The 19,130-nt window shown below is 37.9% G+C and carries 24 protein-coding genes and 8 pseudogenes; 19 read left to right on the forward strand and 13 right to left on the reverse strand.

Annotated elements, in window-relative coordinates; genetic code table 11:
* Nucleotides 1–143: 143 nt before the first annotated feature.
* The 7 genes and pseudogenes from G4Y78_RS12305 to G4Y78_RS31875 all read left to right on the forward strand — a co-directional run.
* Nucleotides 144–563, forward strand: coding sequence for a phage tail protein (locus G4Y78_RS12305; protein WP_163833303.1), 420 nt, complete (start codon nt 144–146; stop codon nt 561–563).
* Nucleotides 550–756 (forward strand): tail protein X, encoded by a 207-nt coding sequence (locus tag G4Y78_RS12310; protein WP_163833304.1) that lies wholly within the window; start codon nt 550–552, stop codon nt 754–756. The genes G4Y78_RS12305 and G4Y78_RS12310 overlap by 14 nt, the downstream gene beginning before the upstream one ends.
* The gene (locus G4Y78_RS12315) at nt 747–1,742 is read left to right on the forward strand and encodes a phage late control D family protein (RefSeq protein WP_163833305.1); all 996 of its coding nucleotides are present in this window, start codon (nt 747–749) and stop codon (nt 1,740–1,742) included. The genes G4Y78_RS12310 and G4Y78_RS12315 overlap by 10 nt, the downstream gene beginning before the upstream one ends.
* A 306-nt stretch (nt 1,743–2,048) precedes the next feature.
* On the forward strand, nt 2,049–2,375 hold the full coding sequence (locus G4Y78_RS12320) for a hypothetical protein (RefSeq protein WP_163833306.1): 327 nt from the start codon (nt 2,049–2,051) through the stop codon (nt 2,373–2,375).
* A 15-nt stretch (nt 2,376–2,390) separates the two neighbouring features.
* Nucleotides 2,391–2,600: pseudogene (locus tag G4Y78_RS12325) on the forward strand (tyrosine-type recombinase/integrase); the annotation flags it as partial.
* A gap of 257 nt (nt 2,601–2,857) precedes the next feature.
* Nucleotides 2,858–3,052, forward strand: a pseudogene (locus tag G4Y78_RS31685) (IS1/IS1595 family N-terminal zinc-binding domain-containing protein); the annotation flags it as partial.
* Nucleotides 3,050–3,199, forward strand: a pseudogene (locus tag G4Y78_RS31875) (IS1 family transposase); the annotation flags it as partial. The pseudogenes G4Y78_RS31685 and G4Y78_RS31875, both read left to right, overlap by 3 nt.
* A 63-nt stretch (nt 3,200–3,262) precedes the next feature.
* On the opposite strand, the gene G4Y78_RS12330 reads toward G4Y78_RS31875, so the two are convergent.
* A complete protein-coding gene (locus tag G4Y78_RS12330; protein ID WP_163833308.1) occupies nt 3,263–4,060 on the reverse strand; it encodes a substrate-binding periplasmic protein in 798 nt (265 codons plus the stop codon).
* Nucleotides 4,061–4,082: 22 nt separating this feature from the next.
* On the reverse strand, nt 4,083–4,811 hold the full coding sequence (locus G4Y78_RS12335) for a substrate-binding periplasmic protein (protein WP_163833309.1): 729 nt from the start codon (nt 4,809–4,811) through the stop codon (nt 4,083–4,085).
* Nucleotides 4,812–4,969: 158 nt separating this feature from the next.
* On the opposite strand from G4Y78_RS12335, the gene G4Y78_RS12340 reads away from it, so the two are divergent.
* From G4Y78_RS12340 to G4Y78_RS12350, 3 genes and pseudogenes are all read left to right on the forward strand, one after another.
* A complete protein-coding gene (locus G4Y78_RS12340; protein WP_163833310.1) occupies nt 4,970–5,296 on the forward strand; it encodes a M15 family metallopeptidase in 327 nt (108 codons plus the stop codon).
* Between the two features lie 87 nt (nt 5,297–5,383).
* Nucleotides 5,384–6,127, forward strand: a pseudogene (locus G4Y78_RS12345) (IS1 family transposase).
* A gap of 211 nt (nt 6,128–6,338) precedes the next feature.
* Nucleotides 6,339–6,794: a hypothetical protein gene (locus G4Y78_RS12350; protein WP_222937696.1), complete on the forward strand. Its 456-nt coding sequence runs from the start codon at nt 6,339–6,341 to the stop codon at nt 6,792–6,794.
* Nucleotides 6,795–6,843: 49 nt separating this feature from the next.
* Here G4Y78_RS12350 and G4Y78_RS12355 read toward each other — a convergent pair whose 3' ends face one another.
* Together G4Y78_RS12355 and G4Y78_RS31880 are read right to left on the reverse strand one after the other, a co-directional pair.
* Nucleotides 6,844–7,293: a tetratricopeptide repeat protein gene (locus tag G4Y78_RS12355; RefSeq protein WP_163833312.1), complete on the reverse strand. Its 450-nt coding sequence runs from the start codon at nt 7,291–7,293 to the stop codon at nt 6,844–6,846.
* Between the two features lie 365 nt (nt 7,294–7,658).
* Nucleotides 7,659–8,029, reverse strand: a pseudogene (locus G4Y78_RS31880) (IS1 family transposase); the annotation flags it as partial.
* Nucleotides 8,030–8,101: 72 nt separating this feature from the next.
* Between G4Y78_RS31880 and G4Y78_RS12370 the strand changes: the two are divergent.
* Both G4Y78_RS12370 and G4Y78_RS12375 read left to right on the forward strand, forming a co-directional pair.
* Entirely contained in the window at nt 8,102–8,674 is a 573-nt protein-coding gene (locus G4Y78_RS12370) for a hypothetical protein (RefSeq protein WP_163833314.1), read from the forward strand.
* 379 nt (nt 8,675–9,053) lie between these two features.
* Entirely contained in the window at nt 9,054–9,254 is a 201-nt protein-coding gene (locus tag G4Y78_RS12375; RefSeq protein ID WP_163833315.1) for a hypothetical protein, read from the forward strand.
* Nucleotides 9,255–9,339: 85 nt separating this feature from the next.
* On the opposite strand, the gene G4Y78_RS12380 is transcribed toward G4Y78_RS12375, so the two are convergent.
* Complete coding sequence (locus tag G4Y78_RS12380) at nt 9,340–9,963, reverse strand: hypothetical protein (RefSeq protein WP_163833316.1); 624 nt, start codon at nt 9,961–9,963, stop codon at nt 9,340–9,342.
* 299 nt (nt 9,964–10,262) lie between these two features.
* Between G4Y78_RS12380 and G4Y78_RS12385 the strand changes: the two are divergent.
* The 3 genes and pseudogenes from G4Y78_RS12385 to G4Y78_RS12390 all read left to right on the forward strand — a co-directional run.
* Nucleotides 10,263–10,604 (forward strand): annotated as a pseudogene (locus G4Y78_RS12385) (hypothetical protein); the annotation flags it as partial.
* A 76-nt stretch (nt 10,605–10,680) separates the two neighbouring features.
* Complete coding sequence (locus G4Y78_RS31545) at nt 10,681–10,830, forward strand: cyclic-phosphate processing receiver domain-containing protein (protein WP_329604971.1); 150 nt, start codon at nt 10,681–10,683, stop codon at nt 10,828–10,830.
* Between the two features lie 121 nt (nt 10,831–10,951).
* The gene (locus G4Y78_RS12390) at nt 10,952–11,329 is read left to right on the forward strand and encodes a PH domain-containing protein (protein WP_163833318.1); all 378 of its coding nucleotides are present in this window, start codon (nt 10,952–10,954) and stop codon (nt 11,327–11,329) included.
* Between the two features lie 47 nt (nt 11,330–11,376).
* Here the strand turns inward: G4Y78_RS12390 and G4Y78_RS31365 are convergent.
* From G4Y78_RS31365 to G4Y78_RS12415, 5 genes and pseudogenes are all read right to left on the reverse strand, one after another.
* Nucleotides 11,377–11,904, reverse strand: a pseudogene (locus G4Y78_RS31365) (IS630 family transposase); the annotation flags it as partial.
* 23 nt (nt 11,905–11,927) lie between these two features.
* A complete protein-coding gene (locus G4Y78_RS31370) occupies nt 11,928–12,434 on the reverse strand; it encodes an IS630 family transposase (protein WP_163832145.1) in 507 nt (168 codons plus the stop codon).
* A 72-nt stretch (nt 12,435–12,506) separates the two neighbouring features.
* Nucleotides 12,507–12,683, reverse strand: a complete 177-nt coding sequence (locus G4Y78_RS12405) for a hypothetical protein (protein ID WP_163833319.1) — start codon at nt 12,681–12,683, stop codon at nt 12,507–12,509.
* 141 nt (nt 12,684–12,824) lie between these two features.
* Complete coding sequence (locus G4Y78_RS12410) at nt 12,825–13,226, reverse strand: hypothetical protein (RefSeq protein ID WP_163833320.1); 402 nt, start codon at nt 13,224–13,226, stop codon at nt 12,825–12,827.
* A gap of 259 nt (nt 13,227–13,485) precedes the next feature.
* Complete coding sequence (locus G4Y78_RS12415) at nt 13,486–14,052, reverse strand: hypothetical protein (RefSeq protein WP_163833321.1); 567 nt, start codon at nt 14,050–14,052, stop codon at nt 13,486–13,488.
* 403 nt (nt 14,053–14,455) lie between these two features.
* Here G4Y78_RS12415 and G4Y78_RS31040 point away from each other — a divergent pair.
* Nucleotides 14,456–14,869, forward strand: a pseudogene (locus G4Y78_RS31040) (phage tail protein).
* Here G4Y78_RS31040 and G4Y78_RS12430 read toward each other — a convergent pair.
* A protein-coding gene (locus G4Y78_RS12430; protein ID WP_163832560.1) for an IS5 family transposase occupies nt 14,846–15,621 on the reverse strand; the annotation gives its coding sequence in 2 pieces (ribosomal slippage) (nt 14,846–15,306 and nt 15,306–15,621; 777 coding nt in all). The pseudogene G4Y78_RS31040 and the gene G4Y78_RS12430 sit on opposite strands and share 24 nt — an antisense overlap.
* 21 nt (nt 15,622–15,642) lie before the next feature.
* Between G4Y78_RS12430 and G4Y78_RS12435 the strand changes: the two genes are divergently transcribed.
* A complete protein-coding gene (locus G4Y78_RS12435; RefSeq protein WP_163833324.1) occupies nt 15,643–15,840 on the forward strand; it encodes a tail protein X in 198 nt (65 codons plus the stop codon).
* A 4-nt stretch (nt 15,841–15,844) separates the two neighbouring features.
* Complete coding sequence (locus G4Y78_RS12440; RefSeq protein WP_163833325.1) at nt 15,845–16,111, forward strand: hypothetical protein; 267 nt, start codon at nt 15,845–15,847, stop codon at nt 16,109–16,111.
* A 436-nt stretch (nt 16,112–16,547) separates the two neighbouring features.
* On the opposite strand, the gene G4Y78_RS12445 is transcribed toward G4Y78_RS12440, so the two are convergent.
* The gene (locus G4Y78_RS12445; RefSeq protein ID WP_163830705.1) at nt 16,548–17,483 is read right to left on the reverse strand and encodes an IS1595 family transposase; all 936 of its coding nucleotides are present in this window, start codon (nt 17,481–17,483) and stop codon (nt 16,548–16,550) included.
* A gap of 73 nt (nt 17,484–17,556) precedes the next feature.
* Entirely contained in the window at nt 17,557–17,868 is a 312-nt protein-coding gene (locus tag G4Y78_RS12450; RefSeq protein WP_163833326.1) for a hypothetical protein, read from the reverse strand.
* A 127-nt stretch (nt 17,869–17,995) separates the two neighbouring features.
* On the opposite strand from G4Y78_RS12450, the gene G4Y78_RS12455 reads away from it, so the two are divergent.
* The gene (locus G4Y78_RS12455) at nt 17,996–19,120 is read left to right on the forward strand and encodes an ISAs1 family transposase (RefSeq protein WP_222937590.1); all 1,125 of its coding nucleotides are present in this window, start codon (nt 17,996–17,998) and stop codon (nt 19,118–19,120) included.
* Nucleotides 19,121–19,130: the final 10 nt, after the last annotated feature.

Consider the following 19,130-nt stretch of genomic DNA (forward strand, 5'->3'; position numbering starts at 1 on the left):
ACGTACGCAACAGGTGAAAAACTTCACTTTCTTAATATGAACAAAAAATATCCATCACTAATAAGATAAATTTTGTATATTTACCCCTAGTTGATACTGTTATTTTTGCTTGAAAATCAGGCATAGCTATCCAGGAGCTTGCTATGCCACAACCCATGCTTATCCTCACTAATGCCCAACAACAAATCCGCTACCGATTCAGTCGTAACACTGCTGCTTACCAAGCTCGCAACCGGTCCACCCAATACCGTTGGGCAAAACACGACCGAATTAGTACAGATCCTGCCTTACAATTTATTGGCCCTGGTGAAGATACCTTGAAATTAGATGGGGTGATTTATCCGGAATATCGAGGTGGCCTGAAGCAAATGGAGTCACTCAGACAGGAAGCGGGGAAGGGCAGGCCATTTTTATTAATTGAAGGGACTGGGTTGGTATTTGGTAAGTACGTGATTGAATCCATCGATGAGGATCAAGAGTATTTTTTAGTCGATGGTCAACCCCAGAAGATCACCTTTCGCTTAACCCTAAAAAAATACGGTGATGACCATGCAATCCTATAGAACCGTAGCAGGCCAAACCCTGGATGAAATTGCCTGGCGGTTTTATGGGAAAACGACAGGTTATGTGGAGTTGATATTGGAAGTTAACCCCAATTTATCAAAGCAACCAACGATTTTACCCAGCGGATTAATTATTCAACTGCCAGATATTCCCGCTAGCCAAGATAAACAACAGGTGCAGCTATGGGATTAACGCCAGTTTTTAAAGTGGTGGCTAATTCAGTGGATATCACCCAAAAAATCCAGGAAAGGTTGTTACTGCTGCAAGTGACAGATTGTGCAGGCATTGATTCCGATACCTTGGAAATCAAACTGGATGATCGTGACCATAAAATAGCCTTGCCTGCCACGGGTGCTAAATTAATGGTGTGGTTGGGCTACCAAGAAACCGGCTTGGTGAGAATGGGCACCTATATAGTTGATGAAATTGAAATCACAGGGCCACCTTGGGCGATTTGTATTCGGGGTAAAGCGGCAGATATGCGCAAGGAGATGAAAGCCCCACGGACAGAGAAGTGGCAAAAGGCTGGTAAGCCTTCTCCTTATTTTCCGCTGACTGAAATTGTGTCTACGGTGGCTGCCCGTTATCAGCTGGAACCCAGAGTAGGGGAGGAATACCAACAAGCGGCTTATCCTGTGATCAACCAAACCGATGAAAGTGACTTGCACCTGTTGTCGCGTTTAGCCAAAGACCTTGGAGCGATTGCTAAACCTGCGGGTAACTATCTATTGTTTGTGAAGCGGGGGAAGGGCAAGTCAGTTTCAGGCATCAAACTACCAACGGTTAACCTGCAGCCTACTGATATAACTGATTTATACATAATCATTGCTGAACGGGGGGCTTTTCAGAGTGTAACAGCCAAGTACGAGGACCAAGGCAACGCGAAAACGCAACAGGTGACCATCGGTGAAGGCAAGCCCTGCCACACTATCCGGAAGAAATTCAAAACCCAAGAAGAAGCAGCAAAGGCAGCAAAAGCCAAGTTAGATCACTACCAGCGAGGTGAGGCTAGTATCGAGATCAACTTACCGGGCAAACCAGAATTAATGGCCGAAGCTGACTTATCAATGGTAGGGTTTCGTGATGGGGTGAATGGCATTTGGACGATTGAGCGGGTGACGCATACATTGGATAGTAATGGATATAAATCAGTTGTCGAAGCAGCGACTAAGGAGTGATCAATTTATAAGTCAACTGATGTATTTTGTGAAATTTTTTCCTGTCGGTGTATCATATAGTGCACCATTTAAAGCAAATGTCTTATAACTAATTGAATTTTAAAAGAAATAATTCACAAGCCGTCCAATCCATCATGGGTGCAACGGCAAAAGTTCGGTTCAAGGTTTTACTGCTTTTCGTTTGCATTTCAATAAGTTAACTATCTTAAATTATTCAAACAGTTGACTAAAAAGTCTCAGAAAATCGCTGTTTTTCACCCTTCGGTGTACCATATTGTAAATGGTGCACCGCTGTGAATTGGCTGAATGTTAACCATTTTAAAGCGTTCCAGAGCAAATGGAAGCGCTGCTTATCGAGCCGTGGTGAGAGTAAAGCGGAAAGGTAAGATTGTCTATTCTGAATCGCGAACTTTTGACTGTGAGAAGCTAGCGAAACTGTGGGGTAGGAAACGTGAGCTAGAGCTACAAACCCCTGAAGGGATCCAAAAGCTGAAGGTGGCAAAAGTAACGATTGAGCAACTTATCGATCGGTACATCAAAGAGGTTGAGCCTATTACTGCTAGTGCAATTGATGCAGCAAGAGCTGTGCTCAATCAGTTGGGGCTTATCGGTAAATCGAGTCGGCGTGATTGACTAGTTACACCTGATGAGGTTAATCAGTTGTCAGCAGCGTTTGAAGAAAGATTCTTAAATCGACAAGCAAATATTCCAATGAGTGATATTTTTGAATTTGCTATCGAAACGGCTAAGCGGCAAAACGAAATCTGCAGCTTGCGCTGGGAAGACTTGAATCTGGACAAGAAAACGATTGTGATCCGTGAGCGCAAAGATCCAAAAAATAAACACAATAACCACTAGGAAGTGCCGCTGTTGGGTAAGGCATTGGATATTTTTCTCAAACAACCTCGGGTTTCAGATCTGATTTTTCCCTATAATTCTAAATCTGTAGGGGCTGCCTTTACACGTGTGGTGCATAGCTTGCGGATTCATGACTTACGGTGGTGGTGCCCAAACCTATTTTTGAATAATTATTAGACAGATTCACTGAGTGAAATAATGACTGCTTTTGTTGTATGATAGCCGGTACTTATAGTGATGGTTTCGAAGAGTAAGTTTTGGCTACAGTGAATGTGTTGTGCACTCAGTGCAATAGTGATCAAGTGAAAAAAATAGGTTATACGCCAGAATGAAAGCAACGCTATCAGTGTAAGAGCCTACTCTGTAAAAAGTCATTTATATTGGATTATAGCAATAAAGCTTACCAGCCAGGGGTAAAAGAAAAGATCATCGATATGACTGTGAATAATACTCAAAAAATTGAAAGAAAGCACTTAACCTTAAGAACTTGAATTAAGCGCCTATGTAGAAAAACAATTTGTTTTTCTAAGTCAGGTGGTGGGTGTTCTCGGGTTGATTGGCTGGCGGCTAAGTATGGGATCTGTAGACGACAAGCATGAGGGATGAGGGTTTGGATAAAAAGGGGGGGATGGAGCTGGGATGAAAGTGAAAAAATTAACTCTCTACTGACTCAATATTCTGAAGTCATCTTTTGAAGGTACTTTAGCTATGATCCCTTGTTTTGAGAAACTGCTGTAAATTTCAGACATCCTCCCATTTTTATATAAGTTTAATATAGCTTCATTAAACTTATAAATGTAAGATTTTGGCGTGATGTCTTTAACAAAAACTATGTAATAGATGTTTTTTTTATCAACTCCGGAAAATCTTATATTACTCAATAGCTCTTTTCTAATTGATAGTTCTGCATTTGAATCAGGAGCATAAATAGCTCCTTTTTCTCCAAATCGTCCATTGTCTAGCATTTTGTAAACATTCTTATATTCGGGGAAAATTTTAATCGTTAAGTTTGGAATGAGCTCAGCAAAACTACTCAAGGTTTTAGACATATTTGTTGGCCCCCAAGTAGCAACTGTATAACCCTCTAGCTGCTCTCGTTTAGAGTATTTTAAAGGATTGGTTTTGTTAACATAGATAGAATAATTTACATAATTTATTGGATAGCTATAATACCATTTTCTGGCTCTCTCAGCCCTATAGCTCATGCCAAATGCAGCATGTGTGCTGTGATTTTTTAAATTTTTAAACATTCTTAAAGTAGGATGAAGTTGTATTTCTATTTTTTGCTTGATATTTTGGTTTGCTTCTTTAATAAGCTGAGCTATTGGTCCATCAACTTTCCCTGTTTTTGAGTTTATATATGTCAGTGGAGGGTATGTATCAAAAATTATCGTATCATTAGCATATATATAGCAAACCCAAAAAACTGTGACTATTATGACTAGTGGGGTTTGTGCCATAATAATATGTCTTACGATACGTTTAAAAGCTTAGACTTTTTGTGGCTTGATTGATTTTGTGAATTATACTATTGTCTACTTTTTTACTGCACATAAAATAACGATGACTTCCTGGAGGAAGGTCAGATAACCTATGTATTATAAAGTGACTGTTAGTGGGGGAGATTAGCTCTTCCGCTTCTTCTTCAGCAACGATGAAATAATCAAATCTCTTGGCTTTTAGCATTTCCATCATTCCAAAATTACCCTTTGAAGTGTGTAGTTCGTTTGGTTTATGCTGACTGATTTTTTTATCTATAAATTCACCGTATGAATACCCTAGTTTAAGACCAATATACAAGCTTTTATTTGCAAGTAATTCATCAATTTTTTTAGTTTTAAGTATGTCGGTTTGATCTTTGGTTGTAATTAACACCGCTGGTTTATCTTGATAAATCGGCATAGAGAACTTTGCGAATATCTCTCTTTCTTCATTTTTGAACCAACCGATAGCACATATGTGCTCCTCATTAGATTTTACTTCATCTATTTGGCGTGCGGCTGGTATGTTTAATATTCGATATGTGATACCACTTTTGTCTAATATTTGTTGAGCTCGATTCCCAACAATGCCAATAAGCTTATTATTTTTCATTTTGTAGTAAGGAAGTCGCTCATGATAATAAATATTAATATGATGTTCGTTTGCGATTGATAACCAAGGTAGATAATAGATTATAATTATCAAAAATATAATAGGATTGCTTTTCATCTTAGGGTTATCCACAGAGCGTATAGAGTACCTATATTAGCTTGATTATAGCTCAGCTGGATTAGATAGTTTCATGCTAAAAAAATGTTTCCCCTAACTTTTATCAGGTAGTTTTTAAAAACTCTTCACTATATCCCTAACGAGATATTGAGGAGTTTATGCCTAAATTCAGCCATACATCATTAGATTGCTTAGCTTCCTGCCACAAAGACCTTCAAGTTTTATTCAGCGAGATCATTAAAGATTGTGATTGCAGTATTTTATTTGGCCACCGTAATCAGCAAGATCAGGATGCCGCTTTTGCTGCTGGTCGTTCTAAGCTGGCATTTCCCCATAGCAAACATTATCGACTCCCAGCCTTTGCTGTGGATGTAGCGCCTTATCCAATTAATTGGGAGGACTATAACCGGTTTTATTATTTTGGTGGGTTAGTGGTAGGAACGGCGATAAAGTTGTTGGTGGTGCTCAAACCTATTTTTGAATAATTATTAGACAGATACACTGAGTGAAATAATGACTGCTTTTGTTGTATGATAGCCGGTACTTATAGTGATGGTTTCGAAGAGTAAGTTTTGGCTACAGTGAATGTGTTGTGCACTCAGTGCAATAGTGATCAAGTGAAAAAAATAGGTTATACGCCAGAATGAAAGCAACGCTATCAGTGTAAGAGCCTACTCTGCAAAAAGTCATTTATATTGGATTATAGCAATAAAGCTTACCAGCCAGGGGTAAAAGAAAAGATCATCGATATGACTGTGAATGGAAGCGGAATAAGGGATATAGCCAGAGTCCTGGGTATTAGCCGAAATACAGTTATTGAGACGCTCAAAAAAAGAGTCTTAGCTGCACACGATTAATAGTGAGCGGTTAGAACCATTAGAAAACCCCCGTGATACCCAGGTTAATCTGGAAAAAATATTGGTAGCTGAAGTTGATGAGATGTGGAGTTTTGTAAAGAAGAAAACTAATCAGCGCTGGCTATGACATGTCATCGATGCGGTATCTGGCGATGTACTAGCGTATGTACTCGACTCTCGCAAGGATGAAGCCTTGATAAAGCTACAATCATTACTGATGCTTTTTGGAATTAAATTATTATGTACAGATGACTGGGGAGCTTACAGCCGACATATTCCAGCAGAAAAGCACGTAGTAGGAAAAAAAATACTCAAAAAATTGAAAGAAAGTACTTAACCTTAAGAACTCGAATTAAGCGCCTATGCAGAAAAACAATTTGTTTTTCTAAGTTAGGTAAAATGCATGACACTGTTATAGGGCTTTATATTAATCGCTATGAATTTGGGCGAAACATTTGATGAAACACAGGTTTGATCCACTACCATTTTTTCTTAGATAAGCATAGCGGTTTTGGTTCATACCAAAAGGAAGCTAGTAGAAAAGGGCATGTCAATTAGATAGTCTTTGGTTGAATTCTGAGCTAGATGAAGTGGCTTAGCTTACTGTTTTTACTTATGAGATAATCACCGAAATTGCTCTATGTAGGGGCTGACTGTTTGCTAGCTATTGATGGATGTTCGTGTGAAGTACACAAGTTGCTTGAAACTTACCTTGTTTATGCCAGTGATTGGGCCTGTGGCTATCTGGCTGCTTGCTGTAGGAGCTCAAAGTCTTTTTAAGATGGAGTGGCTTGAAACGGTTGTTGCAGTTTTTGGTATCAATATTATTGGGCTAATACTTTTCTGTATTCCTTACTTCTTAGCTGTTGGTATAACTTGGTGGAGGATGAAAAATAAGTCGGATAAGCAGGTATTCTGGTCAGTATGTTATTTTCCCCTATTAGTGGTTCTTTTTTCAATAATTGGTTTTACTGTAGTGAATTTTGATAATTTCAGTGGTTTTGCTAAGTTGAATAAACTGTTTGAAGCACTGGGCCCAATTACAGCCATTGAATTATCATTTGGAACGCCCTGGATAATCCTATCACTACTTTATACCCACTTTTTTAAGAAAAGAGAACTTTAGTTTTGAAGGTAAATGGAGTGATGATTCCTTCGCTCCATTTTAAAGTAGGTTAAAGCTTTAACTCCATCCGCATAAAGTCAAACTGTTTTTTGTCAGCATAAATCTCTAATGCTTTATCGCTCGCTTGTATAGCTTTTTCGTGTTGACCTAGCTTTAGGTAGATTAATGTAATAGCAGCCCAAGCACCATTATTAAATTTATTGATTTCTGTTATTTGCTTAAATGCTGTGAGAGCCGCTCTATAATCTTGTAACCTAGTATGGCAACCACCTTTGTAATGCAGAATGCTGGTTTCAAGATATCCTCTACCAGCTGATTTTAAGTCTATTTGCAGCAATGTATTGGCAAGGTTTAGGGTTTCTTGGATCTTATCTAAGTAATAGAGAGACCGCATTTCTTCATATTTTTCTTTAATATTTTCTGGAGTTGGCTCGAACCCATAGTTGACACTATTTATGGCTTGATCACGGCGTAGGGGGATTATTTTTTTTGAGTCCATTTTAGTAAAACTCCAGATACTGATAATACTTTTGTAAACTATGGAAAATACGTTAATAAATACTGTGTATTGCGCTCCTTATAGCTATCAATCTTGATTATGCTATGACTACGGTTAAGCGCGTGGGAAATATACATTTTTGGATAAATTTTGAACAGTTGTTTGTTTGAATATGAGAGAAGAGTCACATACTCTTACATAGTTTTTACATTTAAGTATATGTAAAAATTTTCCCCTAACTCCCCCAAAATGCCCGTAATATCCTACGGGCATGAACAACCAAACTCTTGCACTTAACACCAGACTTAACCCAATTCTCCAGGCCATCGAAGCCCCGCAGTGGGTGTAGTGGTCTAATAGAAACCAGCTCCCCAGTCATCTGTACAAAATAATTTAATTCCAAAAGGCTTCAGTAATGATTGTAGCTTTATCAAGGCTTCATCCTTGCGAGAGTCGAGTACATACGCTAGTACATCGCCAGATACCGCATCGATGGCATGCCATAGCCAGCGCTGATGGGGTTTTCTTCTTTACAAAACTCCACATCTCATCAACTTCAGCTACCAATATTTTTTCCAACTTAACCAGGGCATCACGGGGGTTTTCTAATGGTTCTAACCGCTCACTATTAATCGTGTGCAGCTCAGTCTCTTTTTTTTAGCGTCTCAATGACTGTATTTCGGCTAATACCCAGGACTCTGGCTATATCCCTTATTCCGCTTCTATTCACAGTCATGTACCAGCTTTACGGGATGTATCTACTTTATTTTAAGTCTATAATACTAATTATTTTAGTTGGTAAATTTCAATGAAATCAATGGCAGCTGTGCTAATCGTTGTGCTTTTACTAGTTGCTTTCTTGTTTTTGTCAAGAAACTCAGATGAGTTTGATATATCAATTGAGTCTAACAACGAATATGTAATTAATAATGATGATTTTAATTTTCGCTATAAGCTAGATGATAGTTATTTAGATATGGAAGGGGTTGGTATATTTTTGCAATATATTGAAAACCCTATTGATTTTGGAGGTACTTTAATTCGATTAATGTATTTAGAGAATTCTGCGGCTCAACTTCATGAAGAGAAATATGGGGTGGCGGGAGGATGCCCAGCCCCTTTTCTTAATAAATATGGCAAAGAAAAATGGATATATGCTTCAAGTTTATCTTTGAAAGATCAAATTCTTAGTTTGGAGTTACCAAACTATAACCAACCTCAAACGTGGAAAAAAATATCAATACGTGGGAAATGTATTAAAAGCCAGATTAGTGGAAAAGATAAAAGCGATGATGCATCATTAATGCTGTCAGACTCTCATTTTAAGAATTGTCGCGCTTTCTTAGTGGATAATATAGTTACATACCCTTTTTACAACTAGAAAAGTGGTTTTTTGTATTTTTTGAATAATAATTTCCCCTAACCCCACCGCTCCTGTTCCCCTATAACAGGAACCATACAAATCAACCACAAGCTTATCCACAGTCATTTACCTGACTTGCGACCCATGCTGGATGGCTTACAAATTACCTGCTGTAAATCCAACAATAACCAAGATGAGACCGAACAGTGGGTAGGATTATGATAACTGAGTCACAAAATAATTGGTTTAATCTGTAAATTATGTAGGAGAAACTTGTTGTTTATTATAGAGTGAAAGATGGTGTTTTTATATCATGAGTCTTTATAGTTGTTTTATGATTAAATTATCCGGTGTATTTACAATTATCTTAACTTTACTCTGCTCTGGTTGCATTAGCATGGATGAGCGAATCTCCAAGCATCGTGATAGATGTCAAAAATATGGTTTTGCCCCAGGCACTGATGAGTTTGCTCGTTGTGTAGAGAAGGGAGTTACTACGGATGAGAAGCGTTTTCATGATGCCTTTAATAATGAAAAAGTGCGTTGTGAAGAGGAGTATGAGGGCAATAAAAAAACCACTGAATGTTATAAATACTAATATATAATTGATTCAGTGATTTTGAAAAAATAATTACACCTGTTTAATCTATAAGAGTTTAGGTTAAACAGGTATTGATGAGTGGTTAATTCAGAATGATATTGTTTACTACTGAATTTAATTCAGACTCATATTGTTTGATGACTGTATTATAGTTAGTCTTGAAGTCAGTTTTGCAAGAAATACCAGCTTTATATACACCAATAAATATGCTGTTTTTCTTGTTACCAACCGCTCGACTAAACATCTTTCTTATATAGCAATTGTTAACAGAGTTACTGTTTTCTTCCACTTTTCCAAAGATGTAAGCAGTATGATACCTATTTCCATCAATTAGAGTTTCTCTTTTTTTGGCTAGAGCATTGGTATCTGTAAAGTCGTCGATAAATCGGCCATATTGCCCTTCGAGACGACTAAATGTAATTTCAATAACTTTATTTATCTTATTCGAGTTATTTGCAGTTTCGACGAACTTAAAATACTCGGTAGTAATATTTGTACCCAAATGACCGCCGCTTTCACCGCCTTTATCATAGTCTTCATACCCTGACTTAGAATCTTGTTCGTCAAGTTGCCAATTACTAGGTACTTTAAATTTAAGGCTAGGACTTCTTGATGACACAAAATAACCATCTTGAACATTGCGAACAGGAGGTGCTACACAACCCACTAATAATGAAACTAAAATAACAGTAACTAATGCTTTCACTTCAATGCTTCCGTATTGAGTTATATAAAAATTGGCGCGTACAATAGCAAAAACTGTGTGATCAATCTATACAGTGTGGGAAGAAATAACCTTTGTAGGTAGCTATTTCCTTGAAATTTTTTGTTAAATAAATCTCATTTATTTTGAGGGTGATCCATTATCAATTAAATAAATAATTAATAGGTTGTATATAAATAATTTCCCCTAACCTCACCGTTCCTGTTTCCCTATAACAGAAGCCATGCAAATCAACCAATTACTCTCAGCCATTACCCAAACCATTCACAGTCTTACGGGATGTCTCCACCCATGCCGGACGGTTTGACCTGGGTGAAGTCAAACGGATTGCCAGCAAGTTGCCTGCTGTAAAAGTCGCCCTGATGGAAGCCCGCGAATTTAAGTCAGTAGAAACCGAGCAGCGGGAACGACTAGTGGCGTTTGTGATGGTCAGCGACAGCCGTAAATTGCCTAAGGATAAGGCGGCCATCAATATCATTGAAGCCCTTAGCCTATTAATTGCGGAACAACGCTGGGGTGTGGACGGTGTAGCGGCCAGTGGGATTAAATCCAGTAATTTATTTAGCAGCCAAGCGGATCGGCAGGGTTTAGCGATTTGGGGAGTTACTTGGGTCCTTTTCTAGCAATTATAACTGTCATATAGTTTTAAACTTTATTAATAACTCTCCTACAATAAATATAGGCGATGATGGTCGCGGAATAGGTTATGATGTGGTGTTATGGATTGAAGAAGCTGTTGTGACCAGACAGTTTATCCCACCTAAAATCAAAGTTCATTCTGCTAATAGCTCGGCGAGGCTTAAGATGGAGGCGGGGATTGGGAATATTACTAGGCATATAGGTTTGTGAAGAGTATATCAATACTAATGTTGTTGCAGTTTTGTGTAAGCTAACGTGTTATCTTGAAGGGAGCCTATAACAGTGGGCTATACTGATGATAACAATCAAACCTCAATACAAGGATCTAGATATGGGAATTGTTGATGCTTTGTTAGGGAATGCGTCTGAAGTTGATGTAAGTAAAGTCCAAGAAGAGTTAGCGCCTATATTAGCAGATAGTGAAGAAGTCCAACATGTCTACAAACTTATTCGTGATATGTATGTTTTTACTCAAAGAAGATTGATACTAATTGATAAACAAGGCATTACGGGTAGGAAAACTGAATATCATTCGATTCCGTATAAATCGATCACACACTTTGTAGTCGAAACAGCAGGACATTTTGACTTGGATGCAGAACTAAAAATTTGGATATCTAGTACTGAAGAGCCTTTAGTAAAAGAGTTAAAAGGTAGTTCAGATGTTATCGCTGTACAAAAAGCTTTGGCTACTTTTATGTTTTCGTAAAATAAAGCCCACAGATGTGGGCTAAGAGCTTATACCAATCCTGTTTATTAGCTTGTTAAAACAGCCCAACATCTGGAGCACAAGCTTTTAATGTTATTTTTCTTATTCACAAATACATTCCATGCCTCACAACAAGACTCAACAATATCATTGAAATTTTTAAAACAACGATTTGCCAGTGAATCTTCTCTCAGTTTTTCCCATATCCGCTCTACCGGGTTAAGCTCTGGGGAAACGGGTGGTAAATTTAATAGCGTGATATTCGCAGGTATTTCTAGGCGATGAGTCGTATGCCATGCCGCTTGATCAACGATAACCAGTCCGTGTCTTCCCTTAGAAATGGCTTTTGAAATTTCTGTTAAGTGCAACCTCATTGCTTCTGTGTTAGCAATAGGTAATACAAGAGCCACTCCTCTATCTTTAGCAGGACACACAGCGCCAAAGAGATAAGCTGACTCAAACTGTTGTTGCTTTACCACTCGTGGACGCGTACCTTTCTCTGCCCAAATACGCGTACAGGTATTTTGCTGACCCACTCTGGCTTCATCTTGAAACCAAATATCAACTTTATCTGGAGAAACGCATGAGGGAAGTACTTTTAAGGCCTCTTTTTCAAAGTTTTTTTAAATGCTTGCTGTTTATCTGGGCGATGATTAGGATGTTTAGATCTTGATGTAATCCAAGAAAGTCCTGCTTTATGCAATACTTCATAAATACTACTTAAGCTGTAGTCTATATTAAATTGTTCCAGCAGCAACTGTTGTATGTCTTTACCCTGAACTCTACCGCCTTGACGATGGTTTTGTAAGGTAATAACCGCTGCTTTAAATTCATTATATTGTGAAGGACAAAGAAACGGTTTTTTTCCTCTACCGGGTTGTTCATAAAGTCCTTCAAGGCCATCTCGTCTAAAACGGTTGAGCCAGTCCTGAATGGTATTGTTTGATTTCCTTAATGCTCGTGCTATTTCAGTTTGAGACCAACCTGCTTGTAAATGAGCCATCGCTAATAAGCGAAGCCGTGTTCTTGGATGTGGTTCTCTGTTCAGTAAGGCATCAAAGTCGTAGTCATACAATTCATCTGGAATAGAAGCAATCCTTGCCATTATTAAATTCCTAGTCAAATTAAGTGAAATACTGTGACCAGGTATTTTACAGATTATTTACCACGATTGGTATTATTTCTTATTAAGATTATTAAAAAGCAACCCAAAAATAGTTCCAACTATGGCTCCAGCTACAATCCCAGTGATATAAACTCCAGTATCACCATAAGCTTCTTTACCAGCTATAAAAAAGCCTATGATGCCGCCAAAGATGCTCCAAAATAGGAGTCGGAAAAATGTTTTTTTCATTATTCTATTACTTTTGAACCACCTTAGGCTGTTTGGTCATCATGTGCATAACAAGTTTATCAGCTTCTTGAGGAAAGACTTTTCTTCTTTCACTATCGTGTTTCAACCAGTTTGTTGAGCAGGAAACCCCTTTGAGAATTCTTATTGATAATTTATGTTTTTTATTTGGATTAAAAATTTTATCGTAGTTTTTGGATGTATAACAGAAAAAGCTATCCTTACCATTATTTTTAATTTATTAACCAAGCCTTTTGAAAAATTATTAAGTGATACTAGATTGAAGCTTGTTTGGTAATACTCATTACCAATATATTCTTTTTTTAAATCGTAAAAACTTTTTTTATCAGCATCCATATAAAGCCAAATTGAGTTGCCTGCAGTGTATTTGAAGGCCAAACTAATAATATAATCTACTTGATTAAGACCATTAGTTTTGTATAACACATGATGTGAGCTTTTAGTCATTGAACCACTGAAACCACTTTTGTACTCTAAAAATTTTCTTTTTGATGAGCTATTTAAATACTCCCATCCTTCCGGCAACGTAAACTCCATGCTTGGATTATAAGACTATCCACTTATGAAAGTCTACTTAGACGACGAATGCACTCCACCTGAAGACTGGATTCTACTCTGTTGGCCCGATGAGGCTATTGAGTTATTGAAAACGTGAGCTAGGTATTGATCATGATTTAGGCAGTGATGTGGTTTGCTTTCATGGTTGAGAAAAGTGATGCCAATATAAAAGTAGTTATTTTGACTTAGATATCTCTTGTCAAGGCATCACTTATGAAGGAGCTACTTAGCTAAGTGAGGTCGATGATCTGATTGCAGCTGCTAGTATTAGAGGCAGTGATAGTAATAATAAGCTAGAAGGTGCTATTACATTAACTGGATCATCATTTCTATAATATAGAGACAAGTGAGATAAGCCTGATTTTGTCCACTGGTAGTTAAAGTAACCATCATTAATATCAGTGTTTTCAATTAAGTATGCTGCAAAAGCATTACCTGCTTTTAGCACTACTAAAATATCATCAAAAATATTCAATGCTCCAGGGTTAACTGACCAATCACCAGAGGTTGATGTAGCTTTGTGTACTTGCAAGCCAATATCAGCGCCTTCTAAGCCTCCAGGGGTATCTTCTTTTGCCAGAAAACTCCATTCTCCACCAAAGATGCTTAGGTCGTTAACAGTTAAAGTTGGGTTAATTTGGTCATTTGCCGGTTTCCAAGCACCTGAACACGCTGTACTATGCTCAACCTCTGTATTGGAACAGTTATTTAAATTAACTGGTGTTGCTTGACTTAGTTGACTTATAAAAAAGCAACTAATCCACAGTGTAAATTGTATTAGATTTTGTTTCATCTTTTTAAGTCTCCGACACATTGATATGCAAGTTGAAACTGAAATTTAACAACTTTTTAAGCAAAAAAAGTTTATAAGTCTACATACTAGTTGTTTTTTATTTTTCTTTATTATTAAACGCATGACATTATGTTTTTCCTGATATTTATTCGCAAAAATATGCTAGTGTAAGTTGCAAACAATAAGTGATGTGAGTTGATATTCCATTTTATTGGCATGTTGATTTAATAATTAATAAAGAATTATGAGGAAACAGAAAATTGCACTTCTTAGATTCATTGCATTGGACTATTTGCTAAACTTCTGTTTAATTTAAGGTTTATGCAAATTTACCCCTAACCGTTCTTATGTTTAAAGTTAAAAATCAGGCATAGCTACCCAGGAGACTGCTATGCCACAACCCATGCTAATCCTCACCAACGCCCAACAGCAAATCCGCTATTTTAGCTGCAATACGGCTGCTTACCAAACACACAACTGTTCTACCCAGTACCGTTGGGCAAAACACGACCGGATTAGTACCGATCCTGCCTTCCAATTTATAGGCCTTGGTGAAGATAGCTTGAAGTTAGATGGGGTGATTTAACCAGAGTATCGAGGTGGCCTTAAGCAAATGGAGTCACTCAGGTAAGAAGCAGGGAAGGGCAGATCATTTTTACTAATCGAAGGGTCTGGGTTGGTATTTGGTCAGTACGTCATTGAATCCATTGATGAGGATCAAGAGTATTTTTTAGTCGATGGTCAACCACAGAAAATTACCTTTCGTTTAACGCTGAAAAAATACGGTGATGACCTAGGGCCTGTTAACACTAATTAGTTTGTCGACGATAAGTGCAAAGTGAATAAAAAAGCGAAAAACAGTGTCTAATTTTTCAAATCGAGAGAATATACGTCTAAAGCCTTTTAGCCTACGAAATAAGCGTTCAACTTCATTACGTTTCTTGTACATTTCACGATCATACTTCCAAGGTGATAACCGATTACTTTTTGGCGGAACCACAGGCTCCATATTTAAATCAAATACGAGTTGCCTGGTTTCGTCACCTTCGTAGGCTTTATCCATAATGACGTGCGCACCTTCCCAGCCACAGTTTTCAAGCCTCTTTAATAGCTTTCTACCTTCCGGTGCATCACCTGCTTGACCTGGAGATAATGAAAAAGTGACCGCCGTTTGATCATCTGCTGCTACCAGGTGAATTTTAGTTGACCATCCTCCTCTTGATTTACCAATCGCTTGTGGACCGTTTTTTTTAACGCGCCTGTACCATCAGGATGAACTTGTATGATTGTGCTATCGAGCGACACAAGATCAACCTGGATATTGATGACATCAGCTTCTTGTAATACAGAAAAAACATCATCTAAAACACCTTTTTTGGCCCATCGATTAACGCGTGTATAAATGCTGTGCCAGTTGCCAAAATATTTCGGTAACCCTCGCCACTTACACCCATGCTCGGCAACATAGAGAACGGCGTTGAGTACTTGTATATTCGATAGTTTTACATTGCCGCGCTGAACAGGCAGCAAGTGTTCGATCATTTTAAATTGTTGTGTTGTAATCTCCATGAGCCTATTGTAACAACATTAGTGTTAACAGGCCCTAGAACAGTATCAGGCCAAACCCTAGATGAAATTGCCTGGCGTTTTTATGGCAAGACGACAGGTTGTGTGGAGTTGATATTGGAAGCTAACCCTAATTTATCAAAGCAACCAACCATTTTACCCAGTGGCTTAATCATTCAATTACCAGATATTCCCGCTAGCCTTGCCTTCCAAGGGTGCTAAATTAATGGTGTGGTTGGGTTATAAAGAAACTGGTTTGGTGAAAATGGGCTCCAACGTGATTGATGAAATTGAAATCACAGGGTCACCTTGGGCGATGTGTATTCGGGGTAAAGCAGCAGACATGAGCAAGGAGATGAAAGCCCCACGGACAGAGAAGTGGCAAAATTCTGGTAAGCCAGCACCGTATTTTTCTCTGACTGAAATTGTGTATACGGTTGCTGCCCGTTATCAGCTGGAACCCAGAGTAGGGGAGGAATACCAGGAAGGGTAAGTCAGCTTCAGGCATAAAACTACCAACGGTTAGCCTGCAGCCCTCTGATATTACTGACTTACATCCTGCGGCACATATGTGTTATTCATTAGACCAGAACAACCTAAAAGCTGGAAGGTATCCTATTAGCCTGTAGTTTTGGTGTTTATGAAATTGCAAGTTAAGTTTTTTCTCATTTTAAAATTATATTATTCACAATTGAGTTGAACTGGGTATCATACTGTTTGATTAATTTTTTATATTTGCTTTTGATGTCTATATCACAAGGTATTCCACCTTGGTATATAGTGATAACGATTGCATTTTTTTTGTTTCCTACTGATCTGTGAAACTCTTTGGCAACATAACAGTTATTAAGTTTATATTGTGAGGGTATAGATGAGTGAGTATTTTTGACTATCTCCAATTCTAAAAGTTTACCTAATTATCATCATACCTAAGCTATATTTAGTAGCTTACCTGGTAGTGGAGGTGTTCTCAGTGCTACAAATGCTAGCCTAGGAATAAATTCTACTAAGCTAAATCTTCGATTAAATCGATACTGAAATTCAGCAAGATAACGTTGTGCATATTTAGCGCGAATAGCATGATAAGTACTACGTAAAGCACTTTTTAAGTTTCCAAGGATGGTGTTAACCCAATAAAATTCAGGTTCCTCTACTGATGCACGACCACCACCGCATACAATTTTATCATGAAGACAACCTGCTTCTATGACACCATTAAAACAGGCCAGTCCATCGGAGATTACGGTACTGCCCTTGGCCAAATTCTGCCTACTCCAAGCCGTTATCTCTTCTTTATTAAACCCTTTTAAAATGCTCAGTTTAATTCGTGTCGGTTGACCTTGTTTTGTTGTTTCTACGGCTGCTACAAAAGGTATTTTCCCATCTGCTCCCCTACCTCTTTTGCAACCTGTACGCTCACCACCAAGATAGGCATCATCAATTTCAATAAAACCCGACAATTGCTTGGTGCCTTCTCTTTCTTGCATCACTTTCATGAGCTTATGTTTCATTCTCCAGGCAGCTTGATAGGAAATACCTAAATGGCGATGTAATTCTATGGCTGATATACCTTTTTTGTCTTGGGAGATCAAATACATCCCTTGGAACCAAGTCTTTAATGGTAATTTGGTTGATTCAAAGATAGTACCTGCAGTTACAGATGTTTGCTGGTGACATTTATAGCACTGCTGAAGCTTTCTAGTAGTGAGTTGACAGCATTTGTCGTATCCACAATTGGGGCACTGAAAACCTTCTGGCCATCGCAATTTGTATAAGGTATTAAAGCATTGTTCTTCTGTACCATATTGTTTGAGAAACTCGTTTAAACTCAGGCCTTTTTGAAATTGAACTTTGTTGATAGCCATTATTTATACCTTCTCAATTAAGTTTCCATGCTGTTCAAATATACAGCAGTTAATGGCTTAGGTATAGTGATAATTAGGAAAGTTTATAACCAGTATGATATAGGTAGTCATCTCTTAGTTTTTCCCTTTTTTCAGAATAAATACCATCCTCCCCTTTAAAGCCTTCTCGAAACTCATCGTACAGTTCGTAGGCTCTGCTAAAAGTTAAATCTATAAACTTATCAATCTGATTTGTATCTTTGTTTACTTCAATAAATACATACCACTCTCTTGTAATTTTAGATCCAAATAAGCTTCTATTCATATCATTTTTAATATAATTGTCAAATCCTGTGTGAAAGTCTGCTTCAAATAATTGCCAATTTTTAGGGATTTTAAATTGCAAAATAGGGCTTCTTGATGAAGTGAAGTATCCGTTGCTTATTTCTCGTACTGGTGACAGGGCAATCGCATATAAAAATACAACAAAATCAGTATAATAGGATAAAAAGCAACTGATATAGAGTGCAACATTGGTAAAAAATAGTACAGTTTTAGATCATTTTGAACAGTTAGATGATCCTCGAATGGAACGCCATCGTCGCCATAAGCTCATTGATATTATTACTATTACGATTTGTGCCGCTTTATGTGGAGCAGATGACTGGGTAGCTATTGAGCGATTTGGTAACGCCAAAGAATCATGGTTTAAAAGCTTTCTAGAACTACCGAATGGAATACCCTCTCATGATACCTTTGGTCGTTTTTTCTCACGCCTTTGCCCTATCTCGTTTCAAAGCTGCTTCATCCAATGGATTCAGTCAATCACTGATAGCTTACCTGGCAAGCTGGTAGCAATTGATGGTAAAACCCTTAGACGATCATTTACTGAACCTGATAAGAAGAACGCTATTCACTTGGTTAACGCATGGTCAATAGAAAATAAGCTGGTGTTAGGCCAACTTAAAACTGATAGGAAATCCAATGAAATCACCGCCATTCCTGAACTATTAGAAGCAATAACAGTTAAAGGTGCTGTTGTATCAATAGATGCGATGGGATGTCACAAAGCCATTGCTGAAAAAACTCGTGAAAAAGAGGCTCATTACTTGTTGGCAGTTAAAAATAACCAACCTCGTTTATATTCTGCTATTCAAGAACAACTGTATTCTAAAAAAGCCAAAGTGTATCAACGTCCCGCTATAGACTTTCATTCTTCAGAAAAAGAACAGCATGGCCGTCATGAGATACGGCGCTGCTGGGTTTATCACTCAGTGGCTAAACTACCTATAGCAACAGAGTGGATCGATTTAGCGGCTGTCGTTAGGGTTGAAACAGAGCGCACCTTGCAAGGCAAAAAAGCAAAAGAACAACGCTATTATATTTCTAGCCAGCCCTTGTCAGCAAAAGCTGTCAGTGAAATGATTCAGCATCATTGGCAAATTGAGAATAGCCTACATTGGAGTCTGGATGTTGCATTTAGGGAAGATGATAGTCGAATTCGTATAGGCCATTCAGCTGAAAACATGTCCAGGATTAGACAAATAGCCCTTAATATACTTAAACAAGATGACACTTATAAAATTGGTATAAAAAATAAGAGGCTGTCTGCTGGTTGGGATCATGAGTATTTAATGAAGTTGATTTGTTCCGTGTAAATTTATATGC

The sequence above is a fragment of the Spartinivicinus ruber genome (genome assembly GCF_011009015.1).
GTDB lineage: Bacteria > Pseudomonadota > Gammaproteobacteria > Pseudomonadales > Zooshikellaceae > Spartinivicinus > Spartinivicinus ruber.